At 52.3% G+C, this 20390-nt stretch carries 26 protein-coding genes and 2 tRNA genes; 5 read left to right on the top strand and 23 right to left on the bottom strand.

Annotated elements, in window-relative coordinates; translation table 11 throughout:
• Positions 1 to 4: 4 nt before the first annotated feature.
• The 7 genes from cmk to VMT71_16885 form a co-directional block, all read right to left on the bottom strand.
• The gene (cmk, locus tag VMT71_16915) at positions 5 to 691 is read right to left on the bottom strand and encodes a (d)CMP kinase (protein ID HVN25651.1); all 687 of its coding nucleotides are present in this window, start codon (positions 689 to 691) and stop codon (positions 5 to 7) included.
• Complete coding sequence (hisC, locus tag VMT71_16910) at positions 688 to 1755, bottom strand: histidinol-phosphate transaminase (protein ID HVN25650.1); 1068 nt, start codon at positions 1753 to 1755, stop codon at positions 688 to 690. Before hisC ends, cmk begins: the two co-directional genes overlap by 4 nt.
• A complete protein-coding gene (locus VMT71_16905) occupies positions 1752 to 2408 on the bottom strand; it encodes a histidinol phosphate phosphatase domain-containing protein (GenBank protein HVN25649.1) in 657 nt (218 codons plus the stop codon). The genes hisC and VMT71_16905 overlap by 4 nt, the downstream gene beginning before the upstream one ends.
• Positions 2409 to 2479: 71 nt before the next feature.
• Positions 2480 to 2980 carry a bifunctional nuclease family protein gene (locus VMT71_16900; GenBank protein HVN25648.1) on the bottom strand — a complete coding sequence of 167 codons (501 nt, stop codon included), beginning with the start codon at positions 2978 to 2980 and terminating at the stop codon, positions 2480 to 2482.
• Positions 2970 to 4289, bottom strand: a complete 1320-nt coding sequence (gene miaB / locus VMT71_16895; GenBank protein ID HVN25647.1) for a tRNA (N6-isopentenyl adenosine(37)-C2)-methylthiotransferase MiaB — start codon at positions 4287 to 4289, stop codon at positions 2970 to 2972. The genes VMT71_16900 and miaB overlap by 11 nt, the downstream gene beginning before the upstream one ends.
• A gap of 23 nt (positions 4290 to 4312) precedes the next feature.
• Positions 4313 to 5062: a 5'/3'-nucleotidase SurE gene (gene surE / locus VMT71_16890; GenBank protein ID HVN25646.1), complete on the bottom strand. Its 750-nt coding sequence runs from the start codon at positions 5060 to 5062 to the stop codon at positions 4313 to 4315.
• 50 nt (positions 5063 to 5112) lie between these two features.
• Positions 5113 to 5187: transfer RNA gene (locus VMT71_16885), tRNA-Pro, on the bottom strand.
• A gap of 232 nt (positions 5188 to 5419) precedes the next feature.
• Between VMT71_16885 and VMT71_16880 the strand changes: the two genes are divergently transcribed.
• A tRNA-Glu gene (locus VMT71_16880) sits at positions 5420 to 5495 on the top strand.
• A gap of 385 nt (positions 5496 to 5880) precedes the next feature.
• Here VMT71_16880 and VMT71_16875 read toward each other — a convergent pair.
• The 16 genes from VMT71_16875 to cutA form a co-directional block, all read right to left on the bottom strand.
• The gene (locus VMT71_16875; protein HVN25645.1) at positions 5881 to 6738 is read right to left on the bottom strand and encodes a Rossmann-like and DUF2520 domain-containing protein; all 858 of its coding nucleotides are present in this window, start codon (positions 6736 to 6738) and stop codon (positions 5881 to 5883) included.
• Between the two features lie 37 nt (positions 6739 to 6775).
• Positions 6776 to 7309, bottom strand: coding sequence for a hypothetical protein (locus tag VMT71_16870; GenBank protein ID HVN25644.1), 534 nt, complete (start codon positions 7307 to 7309; stop codon positions 6776 to 6778).
• Positions 7306 to 7998, bottom strand: a complete 693-nt coding sequence (locus VMT71_16865) for a ComF family protein (protein HVN25643.1) — start codon at positions 7996 to 7998, stop codon at positions 7306 to 7308. Before VMT71_16865 ends, VMT71_16870 begins: the two co-directional genes overlap by 4 nt.
• 36 nt (positions 7999 to 8034) lie before the next feature.
• Entirely contained in the window at positions 8035 to 9396 is a 1362-nt protein-coding gene (locus VMT71_16860) for a tetratricopeptide repeat protein (GenBank protein HVN25642.1), read from the bottom strand.
• A complete protein-coding gene (locus VMT71_16855) occupies positions 9396 to 9749 on the bottom strand; it encodes a TraR/DksA family transcriptional regulator (protein HVN25641.1) in 354 nt (117 codons plus the stop codon). The genes VMT71_16860 and VMT71_16855 overlap by 1 nt, the downstream gene beginning before the upstream one ends.
• A gap of 1 nt (position 9750) precedes the next feature.
• The gene (gene rsfS / locus VMT71_16850) at positions 9751 to 10116 is read right to left on the bottom strand and encodes a ribosome silencing factor (protein ID HVN25640.1); all 366 of its coding nucleotides are present in this window, start codon (positions 10114 to 10116) and stop codon (positions 9751 to 9753) included.
• A complete protein-coding gene (gene nadD / locus VMT71_16845) occupies positions 10117 to 10755 on the bottom strand; it encodes a nicotinate-nucleotide adenylyltransferase (protein ID HVN25639.1) in 639 nt (212 codons plus the stop codon).
• Positions 10752 to 11996: a glutamate-5-semialdehyde dehydrogenase gene (locus VMT71_16840; GenBank protein HVN25638.1), complete on the bottom strand. Its 1245-nt coding sequence runs from the start codon at positions 11994 to 11996 to the stop codon at positions 10752 to 10754. Before VMT71_16840 ends, nadD begins: the two co-directional genes overlap by 4 nt.
• Positions 11993 to 13096, bottom strand: a complete 1104-nt coding sequence (gene proB / locus VMT71_16835) for a glutamate 5-kinase (GenBank protein HVN25637.1) — start codon at positions 13094 to 13096, stop codon at positions 11993 to 11995. Before proB ends, VMT71_16840 begins: the two co-directional genes overlap by 4 nt.
• Positions 13089 to 14084 (bottom strand): GTPase ObgE, encoded by a 996-nt coding sequence (gene obgE, locus VMT71_16830; GenBank protein ID HVN25636.1) that lies wholly within the window; start codon positions 14082 to 14084, stop codon positions 13089 to 13091. Before obgE ends, proB begins: the two co-directional genes overlap by 8 nt.
• Positions 14081 to 14335, bottom strand: coding sequence for a 50S ribosomal protein L27 (gene rpmA / locus VMT71_16825; protein ID HVN25635.1), 255 nt, complete (start codon positions 14333 to 14335; stop codon positions 14081 to 14083). The genes obgE and rpmA overlap by 4 nt, the downstream gene beginning before the upstream one ends.
• A 1-nt stretch (position 14336) precedes the next feature.
• Positions 14337 to 14654 (bottom strand): 50S ribosomal protein L21, encoded by a 318-nt coding sequence (rplU, locus tag VMT71_16820; protein ID HVN25634.1) that lies wholly within the window; start codon positions 14652 to 14654, stop codon positions 14337 to 14339.
• 213 nt (positions 14655 to 14867) lie between these two features.
• Positions 14868 to 15362 (bottom strand): rubrerythrin family protein, encoded by a 495-nt coding sequence (locus VMT71_16815; GenBank protein ID HVN25633.1) that lies wholly within the window; start codon positions 15360 to 15362, stop codon positions 14868 to 14870.
• A 104-nt stretch (positions 15363 to 15466) separates the two neighbouring features.
• Entirely contained in the window at positions 15467 to 15601 is a 135-nt protein-coding gene (locus tag VMT71_16810; GenBank protein ID HVN25632.1) for a rubredoxin, read from the bottom strand.
• Between the two features lie 15 nt (positions 15602 to 15616).
• Positions 15617 to 16831: an FprA family A-type flavoprotein gene (locus VMT71_16805; protein ID HVN25631.1), complete on the bottom strand. Its 1215-nt coding sequence runs from the start codon at positions 16829 to 16831 to the stop codon at positions 15617 to 15619.
• A gap of 61 nt (positions 16832 to 16892) precedes the next feature.
• Positions 16893 to 17246 (bottom strand): divalent-cation tolerance protein CutA, encoded by a 354-nt coding sequence (gene cutA / locus VMT71_16800; protein HVN25630.1) that lies wholly within the window; start codon positions 17244 to 17246, stop codon positions 16893 to 16895.
• 206 nt (positions 17247 to 17452) lie between these two features.
• Between cutA and VMT71_16795 the strand changes: the two genes are divergently transcribed.
• The 4 genes from VMT71_16795 to VMT71_16780 all read left to right on the top strand — a co-directional run.
• Entirely contained in the window at positions 17453 to 18043 is a 591-nt protein-coding gene (locus VMT71_16795; GenBank protein HVN25629.1) for a Maf family protein, read from the top strand.
• Between the two features lie 2 nt (positions 18044 to 18045).
• The gene (locus VMT71_16790) at positions 18046 to 18711 is read left to right on the top strand and encodes a YggS family pyridoxal phosphate-dependent enzyme (GenBank protein HVN25628.1); all 666 of its coding nucleotides are present in this window, start codon (positions 18046 to 18048) and stop codon (positions 18709 to 18711) included.
• A complete protein-coding gene (argH, locus tag VMT71_16785) occupies positions 18708 to 20081 on the top strand; it encodes an argininosuccinate lyase (GenBank protein ID HVN25627.1) in 1374 nt (457 codons plus the stop codon). The genes VMT71_16790 and argH overlap by 4 nt, the downstream gene beginning before the upstream one ends.
• Positions 20050 to 20390 (top strand): hypothetical protein (locus VMT71_16780; GenBank protein HVN25626.1); only part of this gene is annotated, 341 nt, incomplete at its 3' end. The genes argH and VMT71_16780, both read left to right, overlap by 32 nt.

Genomic DNA, 20390 nt, shown 5'->3' with positions numbered 1-20390 from the left:
GCCTTTATCTCGCAACGTCTGTATCCGACGCCTGCTCCACGTGCTTTTTCAGCAGCCGTACTACGCTGTCGATATCAAGGTGAGTTGTGTCAATGTATTGCGCCCCTTCAGGTCGGACGAGGGGGGCGATCTTTCGCTCGGTATCGTCCCTGTCCCTTTTTTCCATTTCCTGCTTCACCTTGCCCAGTTCATCCCTTGCAGTACCTGCCGAATCCTCACTGCTCAGCTCGCTATGGCGTCGCTGCGCGCGCACATCGACATCTGCGTCCAGATAGAATTTAACCTCAGCATCCGGGAAGACCACAGAACCGGTGTCGCGCCCTTCCAGCACGATGCCGCCCTCCTTCCCCAGTTCGCGCTGCATGGCGGTGAGATACTCCCTTACCCGGCTGTCCTGCGAAAGCGCAGATGCCAGCATTGAAATCTCAGGAGTACGCAGTTCGGATGAGATTTCTTCCCCGTTCAAAAAGACTTTGGTGGGCTGACCGAAAACAAATGTAAGCCTGAGAGACTCCAGGAATCCTCCGAGGTCGGGCTTCTCTTTCTGGCGTGAGTAAGCGTACGCAACCGCCCTGTACATCGCACCCGTATCCATGTACTCGTAACCAAGGGTTGAAGCGAGCGCCTTTGCCACCGTGCTCTTACCCGCGCCGCTGGGTCCATCGACCGTAATGACAGGCCGCCTCCTCACGCGAGCAGGCTCCTCAACGCTCTTGCGAACACCATGTTCTCTTCCATGGTACCAACGGTCACGCGGATATATTCCGGCAGTTCGTATGCTCCCATCCATCGCACAAGGATTTTCTTTTCGAAGAGTCTCCTGGTCAAGCCCTCAGCATCGGGGCCTATGCGTACGAGAACGAAATTGGCCTCTGTAGGCAAGAATGAAAGACCCAGTTCTTTGAAGAGACTATAAAAGAAATCCCTTCCCTGCTTGTTGCTTTCCAATACTCTTGCCACGTAGTTTTCGTCGGCGAGTACAGCCTTTGCGGCGGTCAGGGCAGCCATATTAACGCTGAAAGGCTGCTTTGTTCTCTCGATGCAGGAGGCGATGGACGCGTCGGCCACGCCGTAGCCGATTCTCAAGCCCGCCAGGCCGTATGCTTTCGAAAAGGTGCGCAGCACAAGCACGGGGTAATCCCTGATGTAACCAAAAGATTTCGGAAAGTTCCTACTGGTAGCGAATTCTGCATATGCCTCGTCAAGCACCACCAGCACCTCCGGCGGGAGTCTGTCGAGAAACGACTTGAACGCCCCGTCTTCGAAGATCGTGCCCGTTGGGTTGTTAGGATTGTTCAGGAAGACGATCCTGACACTCTCGTCCATCGCACCAAGCACAACGTCCAGGTCTACTGTAAGATTCGAAAAACGAATCTGACGCGCATCGTACCCATAAATCCTGGCTGCTATGCTGTAAAAGGCGAAGGACGGCTCGTGCACGATCACCCTCTTTCGCACCGGGTGACGCATGCCCTTGAACGCCGTCTCAATCAGCTCGTTGGAGCCGTTGCCTATGACTACATTCTCTGGTTCCATGCCATATTTCGCCGCAAGCAGAGATTTGAGCTCATACTCGCTTTCCGGATAGCGGGTTATCGAGAAGACAGATTCGAGCAGGCTGTTGACCACCTTTGGTGACGGCGGGTGAGGGTTTTCGTTTGAGGCAAGCCGCGTCCAGCCCTCCTCGGAACCGTACAGCGCAGCTTTAGGATAGAAAGGTATCTCCCTGATACTTTCGTCTATGGTGAGTTTCATTTCCGCTCCATGGCTTTTCTTACAAGCTCACGGGCGTTTTCCTGCATCTTGGAAAAACCTTGAGGCAGAAGGCCCGCGCCTTGGACAACCTTGCGCGCCATCTCCTCGGTAAGCAGGTCGGACGGGGCATGCGCGTCCGTACTATAGATGAGCTTTGCCCCCAGCTTTGTGGCAAGCCGCGCCACGTGACCATTGGCAAGCGAGTGGCCTCTCTTCGCCGTGATCTCCAGATGCACATTCTTTTTCTTAGCGAGCATTACCTCTTCCTCGCTTATGAGCCCGGGGTGAGCCAGTATGTCCACGCCTGCTTCTATGGCGGCACGATTCGTGCCTTCTTCGACGGGTTCGACGATACTCTCCCCATGAACGATCACCAGGCGTGCGCCCATTCTCCGTGCATAGCGCGTCAACTCCTTTATAAGCCCCGGTGGCACATGCGTCAGCTCGATACCCGGCACGATGGTGAGGTTGGTGTAGTACCGAGCCTTCCTGTACAACTTCAGCATGGCTGAAATAAGAAAGTCTATGTTAGACGAATCGGCGTGATCGGATATGCCGAGGACATCGTAGCCCTTCAGGTAGGCTCGCCGCGCGAGCTCGGAAGGCACGAGTTCGCCGTCGCTGAAGAAGGTGTGGGTGTGCAGATCGATCATGCAAGTAAGCAGTCAGCGGTGAGCCGTGAGCGGTAACATCAAGCACGAACCTGCCGCTGGACGCTATCCTCCTACATTTTGTATTTGCCGAAATCATCAGGGGAAAGATTTTCAAGAACATCTTCCCAGTCACTTGCGTCGACCACTATCTTATCTTCCTTTTTTGTCAGGTCTATCTTTGCAGACTTCTTGATAACACTCTCCTCGACAAAAATAGACGCACTCACCCGCAGCGCCAATGCAATTGCATCAGAGGGTCTTGCATCGATGACCATTCTCTTCCCGTTAACATCCATATGAATCAGCGCAAAATATGTGTTGTCCCGGAGATCGTTCACCTCGATCTTTACCACCTTGGCTCCGAGGCTATCGAGCACGTTCTTGAGAAGATCGTGCGTCATCGGGCGCGGCGTCTGGATGTTCTCGAGGGCGGTGGCAATACTTGACGCCTCAAGCAGGCCTATCCATATCGGGAGGACATCCTTTTCATCGAGGTCCTTCAGGATCACGATAGGTGTGTTGGTAAAGGGGTCGACCGTAATCCCCGCAACTTTCATTTCTTTAAGCATCATGTACCTCCTTTTGTGGGGCCCCTTTAAGTGAATTAGCATAGCCCTTCACGATCTCGACCTCCAGCAACTCGCCCATAAGACCCCGGGTACCTTTGAAATTGACGATCCTGTTAGTTCTTGTTCTGCCGGTGAGTTCCGCAGGCGAGTTCTTGCTAGTTCCCTCCACCAGAATCTCTACCTTGGTACCCTCCAGTTCCCTGTTCTTTTCCCGCGTTATTAGTTTCTGCACTGCCTGCAACATTTGCAAGCGCCTCATCGATTCTTCCCGGGGTACGCTTTCCGGCAGAGATGCAGCGCGGGTAAATTTCCTCGGGGAATAACAGAAGGAAAAGAGTCCGTCAAAGCGCACGTTCCTGACGAGCGCCAGGGTCTCTTCGAAGTCCTTCTCGCTTTCGCCTGGAAACCCTACAATACAATCTGCTGTGACCGCGATGTTATTGCAACGAGCCTTGAGGCGTTCCAGTTTTTCAACATACTCGTGAACCGTGTAACCGCGGTTCATCAACCCGAGCACCTTGTCGGAGCCTGACTGAAACGGCAGGTGAATATGCTCGCAGAGTTTCTCAAGCCTTCCGAAAGAATCGATCAGCTCACTTGAAAGGTCTTTCGGATGCGATGTAACAAAACGTATCCGTTCTATCCCGTCGATCTCATTCACCATCGAGAGGAGTTCGGGGAAGGTAAGATCCCCGTTCCCCTTGTTATACGAGTTCACGTTCTGACCAAGCAGGGTCACTTCCTTTATTCCTTTGGCAGCCAGGTCTCTGATCTCTGCCAGGACGTCTGAACTCTGCCTGCTCTTCTCCCGTCCGCGCACATAGGGAACAACGCAATAGCTGCAGTAGTTGTCGCAGCCCTTCATGATTGTTACATACGCCTTGATCGAACCGGCCTCAGTTGTTGGCCTCACGTGCAGCGATGTCTGACAGCCGTTGTCGGAAAAATCAAGAAAACGCCGGCTCCGGGCGCTTGAATCAATGGCTTCTTTCACCAGATGTATGCTCGACGGGCCCAGACTGAAATCGATGAACGGGATTCTCTCCGCCAGTTCCTCCTTTTCCAGCTGCGCAATGCAACCGGTCACACCGAGCAAGGTCCCTTTTCTCTTTTTCAGGTTTTTCAGGCGGCCCATGAGGCTATAAAATTTTTGCTCGGCTTTCTCTCTCACACAGCATGTGTTGACGATGACCACATCGGCCAGGGCTGCTTCGCGCACCTTCTCGTAACCAGCGACGTGGAGAAGCGTGCCAATCTTCTCAACATCGTGCTCATTCATCTGGCATCCAAAATTTTCTATGTAGTACTTCACCTGTTCCGTTATCCTGTTGTCATCTATACGGGATGATGCAATATTTTCTTGAACGCGTCCATAGCCGCATAGGTCGTCATGTCGCACTGCAGAGGAGTGATCGAGACATACCCTTGGGAAACAGCGAGCAAGTCTGTACCTGCGATCGGTTCGAATCCGTCACCGTCTCCTCCGATCCAGTAATACTTGCCACCTCTGGGGTCTACCCTCTCGACTACCTTACCATTATATATCCTTTTGCCGAGCCTTGTCACCATAAAACCCCTGACGTTCTCTCTCAGTAAATTCGGGATGTTAACGTTCAAAAAGGTCTGCGGAGGGAGACTGTGCGCCGACAACTTTTCCACCAGTTCTCGTATCACCCGGCTTGCCTCGCCAAAAAGAAAATCCTTTCGTCCGTTCAGCGAGACCGCCATAGAAGGAATTTCCATGAGTGCCGCTTCCTTGGCAGCTGCGACCGTTCCCGAGTAGGTCACGTCCTGCCCCATGTTCGGTCCCTTGTTGATTCCGGAAATGACAAGATCCGGTTTGCCAGGAAGCACGCCTTTAACACCGAGGAGTATGGCGTCTGCCGGAGTACCGTTTGTGGAGAACAGACGAGGAGCATGCTCTCTCAGTCGCAGGGGTTTGTGAAGGGTAATCGCGTGGCCCACACACGTGCGCTCCCGTTCAGGGGCTATCGCCCACACGTCATGAATATGCGAGAGCTCCTCCTTAAGCGCAATGAGCCCTTCTGAATCAATGCCGTCATCGTTTGACAAGAGAATTAACAACGATACCACCGAAAGGGGGCAGCACAAACCGGCAAAATCAAAATAAAGAATCGGGGCGACTGGATTTGAACCAGCGGCCACCAGCACCCCATACTGGTGCGCTAACCAGACTGCGCTACGCCCCGACCAAGCAGTTATTATATGCTATTTTTTCTCAATCTACAAGAGACCTCAGACTTTAGCCCAGACCTCAGACTTCAGACTTAAGAGCCGAGACTTCAGAGAGTCAAGAGATGGGTTTTGGTCTGATGTCTGCTTCTAAGTCTGACGTCGAGAGTCTGCTTTAGTGTCTGGAGTCTGATGTCTCATTTACTTTCCTCTGGAAAAAGAGGCTCTTTTCTGGTAGGATGTCGTCCGGGTCCCATCGTCTAGTGGCCTAGGACACCGGCCTCTCACGTCGGTAACACGAGTTCGAATCTCGTTGGGACCACCACTGAACAACAATGTTGAGTGTTATGTGTTGAGTTAAGCGCCGGGGCAGCCAACAATAACACATGCCATCCATCGTCGGATGGGTCGCTCAGCGCGGCTCCCGATACTCACACATAACACTCAAAACTCAGCCACCTCACCGGTGACAACGCTGCTCTAAGAGATATAGCCAACGCCCTCACCGAATCCAAATATCGAATATCTAAACTCTAAACAATATCAAAATCCAAATGTTCAAAAGGAAACACTCCGGGTATCTTGTTTGCGATATTGGGTGATTAGATATTGTTTGGAATTTCGATATTAGGATGTAGAATTTCTCCTCGCGCAGTCACGGATCGCCACGGATGACTAGGTGAGGCTATTCACCAGTCACTATTCACTAGTCACTGCTTTTTCAGCACGCTTTCCAGTTTTTCCATCTCTTCCCGCGTTAAGGTCTTTCTCTCGCCGGCCATCTCCAAAGCCACCCTCGAGAGCAACCTGTAGACAGACTCCTGGGGCTCCATGCCCTGTATAGCTTTCAAGTGGGACAGTACGGTTTCCGCGTCGCCCCGCACAACAGGGCCTGTCAGTGAAAGAAGAGGGCCCTTGTTTTCGATATTCCGCAGCGTTGTCTCGATGATAGGGAAAAAGGGAGTCAACTCTATGCCGATGCGTTTTGCGATGCCCTCGCCCGTGTGCATGAGCGCACTGAGCAGGTTGCACACGAAAACCGCTGAAAGGTGATAAAGGACCTTGTTTCTACTTTCGATCCTCAGCGCTTTAAAGCCGATCGTGGACGCAAGGAGGTCGAGGACCGGCATGGCCCTTTCGTCTCCCTCGATGAAGATATACGTCCTGGGAAGGGCCACGATGCCGCTATTCACGTCAGGAAAAGTCTGGAGCGGATGGAGAGAGCCAAGCATCGCGCCTTTTTGTTCAAGCGGAGAAAGCTCAGCCGCTGGATGGGCGCCGCTCGTGTGGAAGAAAAGTTTCTGATCAAGCTTATCCATTCTCTGAAAAAGCTCCGTAGCCACTGCATGGATCTGCCGATCCTGAGTGGTTACCGCGATCACATCTGCCTCTCGCACCACGTCCGTTGCATCCTTTGTGTAGACGCATTTTCCCGGAATATACTTTCGCGCAAGCTCCAGGGACTCTTCTCTCCTCGATGCGACAGCGACAACGGCGAATCCCTTGTTCTGTAGCACGTGACCAAGGGCTATCCCAACCTTCCCGGCCCCTATTATCCCTATATTCATCTCTCAAGCGCTCCTTTGGGCGGCAAGCATATATTCTTCATTGTTTGCGGTCGAGAAAGGCTCCGCCTCTGGTCTTTATATTGCCCAGCCCTTCTACGCCTCCGTCCAGTTCAAACTCGAGGCTCCCGCCTGTGTTAAAGTTTCTTATCTTCGCCTCGCGCACTATATATCTCTGACCTCTGTAAATTAGAGTGCCCCGTTTCACCCCGGCAGACTCCACAGGAACAGGGATGAGATTGACCATACCACCCGAATCCCTGATAAGGACGTAGAAATCAGAGATAGTAATGCTCTTGATATAGAACGGCTTCCATGGGTTGATCTGCAGTTGTGCGTTCTTTATGGTTCCCTCGACTCTCCCCTTCATGCTCACATCGCGTATATCGAGGATCACCATGCCCCGGTCGTAACCGGGTTGAAGCTGTCCTATCTGAACGCTTCCGCCTATAGCCTTCCCGAGGAGTTTGCTGCCTGCGTAGGTGCCGACCGAGGGCAGAGCGATCCATGCGGCCGCGCAGAGGGCAAGAAAAAAAAGCAGCAGGATAGAGCACAGAATGAGAAATTTTTTCACGGCGTCCTTGCAAGGGCAAACACAATCACGCCTTTCGCCTTCGCAGAAAGCAATGCGCGCGATGCCTCAGAGAGCGTATTTCCCGTGGTCATCAGATCGTCTACCAGCAGCACCCGTTTGAGGTTGATTGCTTCGGTCTTTCGAACCGCGAACACGCCCCTTACGTTCTTTCTTCGTTCTTCCCTGGAGAGCGTGTACTGGTCTTTCGTCTCCCTCCGTTTGTACAGGGAAGCGGAGACAAGAGGTTTGCCGGTGACACGTGCGATCTCCTCAGCCATCACGTAACATTGATTGAAGCCCCTTTCCTTCAGCCTCTTTTCAGTCACCGGAAGCGGTACGATCACGTCAAACTTCTCGCACAACGCCTTCAGCTCCGTATCGAGAAGGTGGATGAGGTAACGGCCGACGTCCTTGCGATTTCTAAACTTGAAAGAAAGAAGGGCCTCGCGCAGCGGACCCTCAAAATAGAAGCCGTAGTAACCTCGCTCGAAAGGAGGGTGGTTCTCCATGCATGTCCCGCACACGTCAGGAATGCCCACGCTTCTGCCGCAGTACGGACAGGCAGATTCGGCCTCAACACGGCGAAAAAGATTTATGCAGGCATGACATATGATGCTGCCATTCGAGCCGCAGCCGCCGCAGGACTGCGGATATATGATCCGGACAGCCGATCGTAAATGATCAAACACCGCAGTTGTCGAGTGCGGACAAAACAAGACCGCCTGTCACAACTCGCCTTCCAGTCCCTGTTCGTAGACTGCCCTGAGGACCGGGCTCTGCTCTTGAAACAGGCCTTCTTGCTTGACCGTAATGGTGTTCCAGCTGAAACAACTCTCACAGAAATCCTGCCAGGTTTCTTTGTGTGACTGGCACTTTGAACAGACGAATGGCACGTAGGCGTGCTCGATGGGGAACGCTTTCCGAAATTCGTCTACGGCGCTCTCCAACTCGCCCCTGTCTATATAAGCCTCGGCCATCGCCCGGTGGAGCCCCGGGAATTCGCCCTCTGAGGCTAAGAGGGTATTCAGCGTGTCCATCGCCTCGTCAATCATTTCGAGACGAAGACAAAGTTTTGCGTAGAGGAACATTATGAAACGATTTCCCGGCCCCATGTCGAGTATCTTGCGATAGATCTTCAGAATGACGGCCGGTTCGCCCCGGGCTATGTAGAGATCTTCCATTTTCAGGAGAAAGATAATATGCCCAGTCTTGGAATATCCCCTTCCATAGACTCTTCCCGCGTCATTAAGCTTCCCCGTTTTCCTGTAGACGTCGGCAAGAAGGAGATACGCAGGTATGAACCTTTTGTCCTCGTTGAGAATATCGCGCAGTTCTTTACCTGTGGCTTCAAGCCCCCTCCCCCCCTGTTGCTCGAAGCTTTCCTTAAGTTTCTCGTACCTGATGCCCAGGTAGCGCCTCGTTTCCTCCTCGTTCTTTATATACTTCCTCAGCTTCTTTTCCAGTTCCAGTGCCTGGCCCCACTCCTTGTTACATACGTGAAGGTCGCGCATGATGCCCATCGCCTTGAGGCTCGATTCGTTAACGCTGAGGATATCTTTCAAATCTTTCTGCACCCGCACCACATCTTTGGTGGCAAGGTCAACCCGTACCATCTTGAAGAGGATCGACTCCCGTTTGCCTAAATTCGCCTCTGCCAGCCTCAGAATCTCCCCCGCTTTGTCATACTCTTTCGCGCCCAGGTGTAGATCAGCAGCGAGGAGGTACGCGTCCTCAAGAGCAGGAGCCGACCTGATGAGCTTGTTCACGTGATCAATCGCTTTTTCCCGCTCTCCTTTAAGCTCATATAACCTTGCCCGCTCCAGAGCATCCTTAAATTCTTCGCGCCTCCGGACCTCCTTGCCAGCCCTCCATGAAGATATAGCCCTTCCCGCGTCTGAGAAGAAACCGAGTATTACGGATATCAGTACGCCGGCCACAAAAGAAATGGTCACGAAATTTGCAACGGAAGTGCTGTAGGATCTTCCGCCTCCCACATAAAAATCGATATGCTCGGGATTCAGGTACGCGAGGTAGAGGTACAATACCAGAAAGACGCAAAAGAACAGGGCCAGGAGCTTATATTTCATCACGTCCCCTTTTGTTCAAGCATTCTCTGACAATTGATACAATAGCGCGCAACCGGGTTCGCTTCCAGTCTTTTCTCGGTGATCGGCTCTTCGCAATCTTCACACACTCCGTAGCTCCCGCTGGACAGTTTGTCGAGGGCAGCATCTATTTCTTTGAGCAGGGTAAGATCGTTATCACTCAAGCTCATCAGAATGTCCGCATTGTAGGCATTACTTGCGGCATCCGCCATATCCTGAATACCGTCTGTGCCAAGATTGTAGGAGTCCTCCTTCAGCTTCTTGGCTTTATCGAGTATTGCCGCTCTCATCTTCAATAGCTTCTTCTTGAAGAACTCACGCTTCGCCTTTTGCATCTTACACCTCTAAGATCTTATTTTCCTCATCAGTTCTGAACTTCGGAGCTTCTATCCAAAGACTCTCCAGGTCATAGAGTTCTCTTAAAGACTCGAGGAAAGCGTGGAATACCACATCTCCATAATCGAGGATAATCCATCTTCCCTCATCAAAACCTTCTGCGGACAGAGGAAGCATCCCCTTTTCCTTCATGCCCGCCTGCACGCCTTCTGCCACCGTTCTCACGTGTCGCTCGCTTGTGCCTGACGCCAGCACAAAAAAGTCGGTTATGTCGCTGAGGCCGGCGAGATGGAGTACCACTACTCCCTTTGCCTTCTTCTCATCCGCCAGTTTCCCTATTACTAACGCCTTCTTGTTAGCCTCCACCTAAGCTCTGTACAAACCTCCCTCCTTTATATAACGCTCGACGACATGGGGGACAAGATATTTTATCGATGCTCCCTTGGAAACAAGCCGCCGGATAGCGGTTGATGATATATCAAGCTGCGTCACCCGGTGGAAAAAAACTTTTTTTCCCGAACGGTGTTCGTAGACTCCGTCACCGGTGCGTTTCACGTCCTTTTTCACGTCCCGCGGAAACAACTCCGTAGCGGCTGATTTCGAATGCGTGGGCCGCACCAGGACAACCACATGCGCCTGCTCAAAAATTTCCCTGTAGCTTTTCCACTTATCTATTTCCACGAACGCATCGAGCCCCACAAGGAAGTAAATCTCACCGTAGCGCCGGGCAAAGCTACGAATCGTCTCGATCGAGTAAGAAAGCCCACCTCTGGTCATCTCAAGGCGGGACACCCTAAAGAATTTATTGCTGCGAGTCGCCATCTCAACCATCTTCATTCTGTCGGTTACCGCCGTGACCTTAACGCTCGTCTTCAGCGGCTGAGTAAAGGCTGGAATGAAGTAAAGCCTGTCCAGACCGAAGTGTTCGCGCACCTCCTCAGCCACTCGCAGGTGTCCGTTGTGCACAGGATCGAAACTGCCGCCGAACAGGCCCACTCGCGTCACGATCTCAGCTGTCCCTCTCCGAATGCTATGAACTTGGTAACGGTCAACTCTTCCAGTCCCATGGGCCCGAACGCATGCAGTCTCGTAGTGCTTATCCCCATTTCAGCCCCGAGGCCAAGCTGATAGCCGTCATTAAGCCGGGTCGATGCGTTCACGAGGACGAGCGACGAATTGACCTCGCGCAAAAAACGCCACGCATTCGTATAATCAGAGGTCATTATCGCATCTGTATGCTCAGAACCATATTTCTTTACGTGATCGATCGCTTCCTCAATGCTCTCGACAATCTTCACGGAAAGTATAAGATCAAGGTACTCTTCGTGCCAGTCCTGCTCCGAGGCAGGTTCCGCGTCGGGCACGAGACGACGCACTTTCTCGCAACCCTTTACCGCAACGCCTTTCTGACGCAACAGCTCTATCATCTGCGGTAAGAAATCAGGCGCCTTCGCCTTATGCACGAGTAGGGTTTCCATGGCGTTGCAGGTGGCAGGCTTCTGCACCTTCGCATTCAGGCAGACATTGAGCGCCTGCACTGTATCCGCCGATTCATCCACGTAGATGGCACACACACCCTTGTAGTGCTTCAGAACAGGCACACGGGAATGTTCAACAACACTGCGGATTAGCGCCTCCCCTCCCCTTGGTATCACGAGGTCAATGGCATCGTTCATCTTCAGAAGCTCATAAAGATACGACCTGTCAGGCGTGTCAACCAGTTGCACAACCTCTGGGCTCATGCCCTCCAGGCTCAGCGCCTCCCTGATAAGAGCAAACAACGCCCTGTTCGAATGGGCAGCCTCGCTACCTCCCTTAAGTATGACGCTGTTGCCGCTCTTGAAACAGAGGGAAAAAGCGTCTACGGTGACATTCGGACGCGACTCGTAGATAATACAGATGACGCCGATAGGAATCCTCATACGCCCCACGAGAAGACCACTCGGCCTCTTCCAGAGCTTGACGATCTCCGAAACAGGGTCGGGAAGCGCGATCACGTCGCGGAGACTGGCTGCCATCTCATTGATTACGTTGTCGTCTAACCGGAGGCGATCAATCAAAGGCTTGGGCATCAGCTCCTTTTCGGCCCTGTCCACATCTTTTTCGTTTTCACCGATCAACCATTTCTTCCGCTCCAGAAGCAGGCGCTCCAGTGTCCCGAGAATACGGTTCTTTTTTTCTGTCTCTGCGTGAGCGAGAAAATGCGCCCCCTCTCTGGCTGCTCCCGCCAGCTCATGCGGTCTCATAGTACCACCATGTTATCCCTGTGGATCACTTCTTCAGTGTACTTATACCCGAGCTTCTTTTCGATCTCAATACTTTTCGAACCCTTGATCTGACTTACGTCTGACGACGAATAATTTGCAATGCCTCGGCCAAACGTATGCCCTGACCTGTCGCTTATTTCCACGCACTCTCCTCGCGCGAAGTCACCTTCGACCTTTGTAATGCCTGAAGGCAACAGGCTTCCGCCTCTGGCGGTAATCGCCTTTTCCGCGCCTTCGTCAACCCAGAGTCTTCCTTTCGCCTTGAATGCAAATGCAATCCAGCATTTCTTCCGGGGGAGATTTTTCTTCGCAAGGAAAAGCGTCCCTATCTCTTCCCCCTTGAGCACTCTCAGCACCACATCCTTTGCGTCACCCCGTACCAGCCTGGTCGGGATGCCGTAGCGCCCCGCCTTCCTGGCAGCCTCTATCTTGCTCTTCATGCCCCCCACGCTCTTCTCGCTTGTGGTTCCGCCTGCCAGCTTCTCTGTATTCTCGTCGATCTTCCTGACTGTGGGTATGAGGCGCGCGTCCGGGAAACGGTTTGGATCCTTGTCATAGAGACCGTCTACGTCTGAGAGGAGCAGAAGCAGTTCAGCGTCTGTAATCTGCGCGATAAGCGCCGAGAGGTTGTCATTATCGCCGAACATGATCTCCTTAAACGAAAGAGTATCGTTCTCGTTGATAATGGGCACCACTCCCATTCCCAGCAATGTGTCTACAGTGTTAAGGAGATTGAGGCATCTATTGCGGGATTTTGTATCTTCATGCGTGAGGAGAATCTGGCTCACTTTAAGACCGACATGCGCAAAAGCATCCATGTAGATTCTCATAAGCAGACTCTGCCCTATGGAAGCGAGCGCCTGCTTTCTTGCCATGTCTTTCGGTTTCTTTGTGAGACCTAAGGCCTCCATGCCGCATGCGATAGCCCCGCTGCTTACAACGATCACGTCAATAGCCTGCGCTTTGATCGCTCTGATCTGACGAGCAAAGCTCTCAGCCTTTGCACTGCTCACCTTGCCGCCGCTGTCGAGCAGTACCGAGGTTCCGATCTTGAGTATCACTCGTTTGACGTCAAGCAACGCGCTTCTTCTCCCTGGTACCGATCTTGCTCTTCAATTCGTCGATCCCTTCTCCGCTCAACGCACTGACGCTTACCACTTCCCCATCATGATGTTCCTTGAGGGCCGTCTCTTTGGCTGCGCGATCTGGACCGGAGAGCAGATCTACCTTGTTGAGCACAAAAATCCTCTGCTTACGTAACATCTGCCGATCGTGCATCTCAAGCTCGTTTCGCAGGACAAGGTAATCGTCCGATACAGAAGGAGAGGAGGCATCAATAACCCACAAAAGTATATTTGTCCGCTGTACATGCTTAAGGAAGGTAAGGCCCAACCCCTTCCCTTCAGAAGCCCCTTTGATTATGCCGGGAATGTCGGCGATCACCACCCGCTCTTCGCTGTCGCTGAAAACGCCAAGGCCCGGGGAGAGCGTGGTGAAGGGATATGGACCAACTTCCGGCTTTGCATTGGTGAGGCGGGAAAGCAGTGTTGACTTGCCCGAATTGGGTAGGCCGACAATACCTATCTCTGCAAGGAGCTTCAGTTCCAGTTTGAGATACCGTTCTTCACCCTTGCCGCCTTCGGTATACTCGCGCGGGGCTCGATGAACAGACGTTACGAAACGGGCATTGCCCTGGCCGCCGGCACCGCCATGGGCAATGACAATGCTCTGACCGTCCTCGACTATATCGGCGAAGACTTCCCCGCTCGATTCATCGTGCACAATGGTTCCCAGCGGCACGTAGACGTACAAATCACTGCCGTTCCTTCCGGTCTTGTTTCTCCCACCGCCGATACGGCCGTTTTCCGCTTTGTAATGGCGCTTGTACTTGAAGTCCAGGAGGCTGACGAGGCTTTCCTTGCCAACGATGATTACGTCCCCCCCTTTTCCTCCGTCACCACCGTCAGGGCCGCCCCTTGGAATATATTTCTCTCTTCTGAAACTGACGCAGCCTCTCCCCCCATCACCAGCTTTTACATAGAGAGAGGCTTCGTCAACAAATTTCATTCAACCGGCTGGATGCTCACCCTTTTTTTCGCACGGTGATCTTCGAATTGGACATGCCCGTCAATAAGTGCAAAGAGTGTGTTGTCTCGTCCTATGCCCACGTTGTTTCCCGGGTATATTTTTGTGCCGTGCTGACGCACGATTATGCTGCCCGCCTTTGCGAACTGGCCGCCGAAAATCTTCACGCCGAGCCTCTGCCCTGCGCTGTCCCTGCCGTTTCTGGAGCTTCCCCCAGCTTTCTTATGCGCCATGTTATGCCCCCGTTGTTATCTTTTCAACCAGTAGCTCCGTGTATGTCTGACGATGCCCCTTCTTCTTCTTGGTGTCTTTTCTCCTCTTGTACTTGAACACAATCACCTTGTCGGCCTTCTCCTGCGCCAGAACCTTTCCAACCACCGAGGCCCCCGGAACATAAGGGCTGCCCGTCACCAGGCGCTCGCCGTCATTAATGGCCAGCACAGTACCAATGGTTACATCGTCGCCCGTATTGCCCTGGAGCTTCTCCACGCGTATCTTATCGCCCTCTTTAATTGTGTACTGCTTACCACCGCTCTCTATGATGGCGTACATACCGCACTCCTTGCCTTTCCCGTTGGATTTTGAGCCAATTATTTTATGCAAATGTAATCGAAAAGTCAAGAAAAACAGAAAACTTCCAGAGGCGCGGGGCAAGAGTGATGGGTCAAGGAAGGCCTACGCGCAACAATAAGAAAACGGCGAGACGCCTTCAGCGTCTTTTTTATTCAGCCCGCGAACCGCGCTCCGTGACCCATGACCCAGGTATTACTCTACTTCCTTGAACGCCTGCTTTTTCGACTTGCAGACCGGGCATTCGTCCGGCGGCTCGTTTTCCACCGTCATGCCGCAGACCTGGCAAACGTAATACTTGACCGGCGCCTCTTTTCCAAGCGTATCAATTGCCTTTTTATAGAGGTCGGCATGTATCTTTTCCACGTCGTTTGCGTACGTAAAGCTTCTCAGGGCGCCCTGAACACCTTCTGCTTTGGCATCGCCAATCATCTCCGGATACATGCTCTTGAACTCGTGTATCTCTCCGGCCATCGCATACTCGAGATTTTCTTTGGTGCTCTTGATGGTCCCTATCTCCCGCAGATGGGCGTGTGCGTGCACTGTCTCCGCCTCGGCAGCAGCCCTGAAAAGCTTCGCCACCTGTTTGTAGCCCTCCTGCTCAGCCTTCTTTGCAAAAGCAAGGTACGTCCTGTTCGCCTGCGATTCCCCGGCAAAAGCATCCTTCAGGTTCTTCTCGGTCTTAGACATGCTGATTACCTCCTTCCCAGATTATTGATTATTGGACTTCAACTCGGAATTTATTGAGGCTGCCCCCCCAAAAAGAGCGTTACCACCGGTTGCCCAATTGTCCTCTACTCCGCCTTCTCAAAGGCGGCTTTGGGTGCATTACAGATAGGACAATGATAGTCATCGGGCAGTTTTTCAAATGGTACCTTTTCAACCTTCTCATCATACTCATATCCACATGCTGTGCAAGTCCAAACCATTCTCCCCTCCTTAAATCAAATTGTCTCGTGGTACTCTCTGACCTTCCTTGCGAACTCTTTACCAAATTCGTAGCATTTGGCCTCATCCTCGAGCGAGGGCTTATAGAGGATCTGCAATCCCGGCTCGAACAGCGCAAGGCCCAATTTTTTTGCTTCCTCGTAGATCTCCTTGACTGCACCGCCGCTCCACCCGAAACTGCCAAAAGCACCGACGATTCTTTTCTTGGGCCTCAGCCCCCTCATATTCACCAGGAACTGACCGATAGAGGGAAAGCTAAGGTTGTTGAGCGTAGGAGAGCCTATGAGCGTACCCCGCGACTTCCAGAATTCCTTGATGGCAATGCTCTGCGGCGTTGCCCTCAGCTTGACCACCTTGCAGTCAAGACCTTCGTCGTTCACGCCCTTTGCAATGGGCTGGACCATAGCCTCAGTGCTATGCCACATGGTGTCGTAAATGATCGTCACGTTTAAAGCGGCTTTGCCCTCCGCCATATCCAGATACATCTGGAGAATCGTCTTCGGCTCTTTTCTCCATATGATACCGTGGTCCGGGGCTATCATCTCTATTTCAAGCCCGGCTTTCACAATCTCGCCTATCTTGCTCTTGATAAGCTGTCCGAAAGGCATCAGTATGTTGGCATAGTAGTCCCAGACAGCATCTTCCAGTTCCCACACTGATGCGCACGTGACAAACTGATCGTCAAAGCGGCTCGATGAGGCTATATGCTGACCAAATGCATCCTGGCTGAACAGGATTTTATCTTCTCTAACATAGGTAACCATAGAGTCGGGCCAATGAAGCATGGGCGTCTCAAGAAACATCAGGGTCCGCTTTCCTATGCTGAGGGTCTCACCGTTCTTAACGATCTTCACCTTCCACCCGGACATATCGAAAAACCGGTCGAGGCCTTTACGCGCCCTTTCCGTCATATAGACCGTGGCGTTGGGAGTCAAAGCCATTATTTTATCGATGGACGTGACATGATCGTTCTCAATGTGATTGATCACCACATGTTTGATCTTGGCCGGATCGATCAGAGTCTGTATGTTCTTAATGGTTATGTCGGCAAAATCGTACTTCACCGTATCGATGAGGGTCGGGTCATTGTCGAGGATGAGATAGTTGTTATAACTCGTGCCCCGCGGGGTCTCGTAGCCGTGAAAATCTCTTACGGCCCAGTCTACGGCTCCGACCCAGTAAATATCGTTTTTCAGCTCTATTGGTTTCATGAATGACCCCCCGCCTGCGCCGAATAGGCGTCATTTACGTTAATTATTACAGAAGAAAATGTCAAGCCCCGCGGTCATTTTGCACCCCTTCCGAACAGCCCCCTGTTTCCGTCAAGACCCATTGGCCGTAGGAGGGAAGCACGTGGCAGACTTCAGAGGCAACTATCTGGGGCACCTCGTATGGATGCAGCAGGCCAATTTCCGCCTCTACCTGCGCATAGAGCGATTCTTTGCTTTTCATAATCCCGAGCCATTCACTGGTTTCTTCCATTTTGTTCTTCCACCAGTAGATGCTCTTGATGGGTCCGACAATCTGAATACAGGCAATCAGCCGCCGGTTAAGTAGGTGACGTCCAATCTTCTCCAGCGCCTCTCTGTCATCCGCCGTCGTCGTGATGGTGATGATCGGTTCCATGAATACCTCCTTAAAAGCAGGCTAAAGGCCGACGACTGTTAGCCGTGACTGCGCCGGAGGAGTATTTCGACCTCCCGTTCTAGCTCGGGCCTTCGTCCGTCGCCCTGGGTTTCTGGCCTTTCGCCCTTAGCCTTTAGCCAAGGGTTTTGCCCTGGGCCTGTCTTTATTTAACTTGAAATAGAGCCGTTTTCATATTATTTTTTAGGATGTTTCAGGTTAAAGACGAAAACGCTATAGTCCTCGCCAGCGAATCGGCCAGAAGGGTAGACATCCTCAGGAGTCTCGGCATCTCTTTCTCCATTATTCCGCCTGACATCGATGAACGCAAGAGGAGAGATGAGACCATACGGGATTATGTGCTCAGGATAGCGGGTGAAAAAGCCAAGAAAGTGGGAACTCATTTCCCGGACAAGTGGGTAATAGGGGCAGACACGATTGTGGTGCACAAGGGCAAGGTGCTCGGAAAGCCAAAAAACGAAGACGAAGCCATAAAAATGCTGAGCATGCTTCGAGGGAAATGGCACAAAGTGCTTACCGGTTTCTGCATTCTCAACATGTCGAAACAGGCTTCCTATAAGGACGTGGTGGAAACCAAGGTGTTTATCAAAGACCTGACGGATGAAGAAATCAGGCGCTACGTCAAAACGTCCGAGCCTTTCGACAAGGCAGGCTCTTATGCTGTTCAAGGGAAGGGTGGCTTCATGGTCAAAGAGATCAAAGGCTCCTACTCAAACGTTGTCGGCCTTCCTATTTGTGAGATCACGGATATCCTCCTCTCTCTAGGCGTTCTTTCGTGAATATGATCTCTGACCGGCTCCAGGCTGTACGCGAGAAGATGGCCACTGCTTCTCTCAAGGCGGGCAGGCGCCCCGATGAGGTGAGGCTCATCGCGGTCACAAAAAAAGTAGATGCCGCCAGGATAGGGAGCGTTGCTGCTCTCGGCTTGAGAGACTTCGGAGAAAATTATATCCAGGAAGCCACGGAAAAAATAGAAACGCTTCCTGATACGCTCTGCTGGCACATGATCGGCCATCTACAGATGAACAAGGTGAAGTATGTACCGCGGCTTTTTGATTATGTCCATTCGGTTGACCGGCAGGAACTGCTGGATGGCCTCGACAAGTTCGGCAAACCTCTCAGTCTCCTTTTCGAGATCAATCTTTCAGGCGAACCTCAGAAGCACGGGACTACAGTGGACGGGCTCAAGCGTATGCTGGAGACCGTGGGATCCCTGAAGAGCGTAAAGCCTGTTGGTCTGATGACCATGCCGCCGTACGTAGACAATCCAGAGGAAGTTCGTCACCTGTTTACAAGCCTGAGAAACCTTCTCGAAGAAGCTAACCGGGAGTTTTCGCTGGCAATGAAAGAATTGTCCATGGGCATGTCGTCAGACTTTGAAGTGGCCATAGAGGAGGGTGCTACCATGGTCCGCATCGGCACGGCAATATTCGGTGAACGATCATGAAGGCATGGGACGGCAGGTTTAAAAAGGGAACGGAACCTTTAATGGAGCGGTTCAGTTCTTCCATCGCCGTGGATAACGTGCTTTTCCCGTATGACATAACGGGAAGCATAGCCTATGCGGAGATGCTTTTAAAAATAGGCATTCTCAGCCAGAAGGAAAGAACCCTTCTGGTCGGCGCTCTCAAGGAAGTGAGAAACGAGCTGGAAGAAGGAAGTCTCCCTTTCAGTGATGCTCTGGAAGATATTCATATGCATATAGAGGCACGCCTGATAGAAAAGGTCGGTGACCTGGGGAAGAAACTTCACACGGGCAGGAGCCGCAACGATCAGGTAGCTGTGGATATGAGGATGTTTCTCAAAGATGCTATGACCGAGATCGACACAGCTCTCAAAAAACTCCTCGCCGCGCTCCTTGATAAGGCCGGCAAGGAGAAAAGAACAATGATGCCGGGGTACACGCATACCCGGCGCGCCCAGGTGGTCACTTTTTCGCATTACCTGCTCGCGTACTTCTCCATGCTTAAACGCGATCGCCAGCGGGTGAAAGAGACGCTCATGAGGATAGATGTGCTTCCGTTGGGAAGTGGCGCTCTGGCAGGCTCGACGATACCCATTGACCGGGAGTTCCTCAAGAAAAGACTGGGCTTCGCAAAGATCGCGGAAAACAGCATGGATGCGGTGTCTGATCGCGATTATCTGCTGGATTCTCTTTTTTCCCTCTCCGTGATCATGACCCACTTGAGCAGGCTGAGTGAGGATCTTATTCTCTTCTCCACTGAGGAGTTCGGATTTGTCTCCCCTCCCGACGGTCTCTGCACGGGTTCCAGTCTCATGCCACACAAGAAAAATCCGGATGCATTAGAACTGATCAGAGGCAAGGCAGCGCGGACCACGGGTGATCTGACGGGCATGTTTACACTGCTCAAAGGCTTACCGCTTACGTACAACCGCGATTTGCAGGAAGACAAAGAACCGGTCTTTCGTGCAGTAGCGACCACAAGCGCGTCTCTTGAAATCATGGCTCTGGCTATAGAAGGTCTTTCTGTACATCGGGAGAAAATGGAAGAGGCTGTAGTTGCCAGCTTCATGCCCGCAGTTGAGATGGCAGAGTACCTTGTGCTCAAAGAGGTCCCCTTCCGGGAAGCGCATCACATCGTGGGAAGGATGGTAAGATACTGCGAAGAGCAGAAAAAAAGACTAGCCGGGCTGACGCTTGAAGAGATGAAGGGTTTCTCCGCGGTCTTCGCCGATGACGTGCGTGCATATATAGACCCGGCTACTATCCTCAAAAACAGGAAGACAGTCGGCGGAGCTTCTCACAGGGAGGTAACACGGCAAATTGCTCGCGAAAAGAACTATCTGCGCCATTAGCGCGCTTCTCCTCCTGGCGCTTGTCTGCTGCGGCAAGAAAGCGCCCCCTTCGCCGAAAAGCACAGCGCTGCCGGAAACAGTTGCAGACTTCCGAGGAGAGATAAAAGACGGCCTTCTCTTTCTCTCATTCATCCTGCCCCCCAGGAACACCGCCGGAGGCACCTCCAGGCCTGCTGTTGTCAGCGTCGGCACTCAAGCCTGGGTCGGCTTCCGGATACTCAAGAGCTGCACCGGTTGCGGAGGGAGTCTCGAGGCGTGGAAGGAGATCCGCTTAACGGATAAGGAGGGCTATACCATTTACAAGGGACG

The organism is Syntrophorhabdales bacterium (assembly GCA_035541455.1).
In the GTDB taxonomy this organism is placed as follows: Bacteria; Desulfobacterota; Syntrophorhabdia; order Syntrophorhabdales; family WCHB1-27; genus JADGQN01.
Note: the sequence above shows the minus strand (reverse complement) of the source record. Positions and strands in the feature narration are given on the sequence as shown.